Origin of the sequence: Vibrio sp. 1-Bac 57 (assembly GCF_037546855.1) — a bacterium.
In the GTDB taxonomy this organism is placed as follows: domain Bacteria; phylum Pseudomonadota; class Gammaproteobacteria; order Enterobacterales; family Psychromonadaceae; genus Psychromonas.
This window is the reverse complement of the sequence record NZ_JALAAC010000112.1, coordinates 1-572: the sequence shown is the minus strand read 5'-3', so window position 1 is coordinate 572 and position 572 is coordinate 1. Positions and strand designations below refer to the sequence as shown.

Sequence of the window (572 nt, the reverse complement as noted above, 5' to 3'; positions counted from 1 at the left end):
GTCAGCAGTCGTCGCATTGCAAATGCTTGTGAAACCAATATTACCTTCATGAGTTTATCGGGTGACGTACAACCTCATTACACTTCAATTGCCAGTTTTGTCGCTAAAATGAAAGACCAAATTGAACCACTTTTTACTCAAGTATTAATGATATGCGACCGTGAAGGTTTGATAGGCCGTAATATGTTTGCGATTGATGGATGTAAAATTCGTTCGAACGCTAGTAAAGAGTGGAGTGGCACATTTGATGAACTTGAGCGTAAACAAGCGAAGTTGCGCAGAGCAAGTCAGCGCATACTTGCCCGCCATCAAGCACAAGATAGTTTGAGTGAAGATGAAATTACCCATGATTTAAAACAACAGGCTAAACTTGATAAAAGCGCGGATAAAATTAAAGAATTTTTGGCGACCAATGAAGAGAAGTTAGGTAGTCAGAGAAAGCCTGTGAAAAGTAATATCACTGATCCAGACAGTGCCAAGATGACCACGAGTAAAGGTACGATTCAAGGCTACAATGGCATTGCGATTAACGATGATAAACATCAAATCATTTTACAAGCCCAAACATGGGG

At 40.2% G+C, this 572-nt stretch carries 1 pseudogene; it reads left to right on the top strand.

The features are described 5' to 3' along the window. Positions 1-572, top strand: a pseudogene (locus MT391_RS20740) (transposase); the annotation flags it as partial.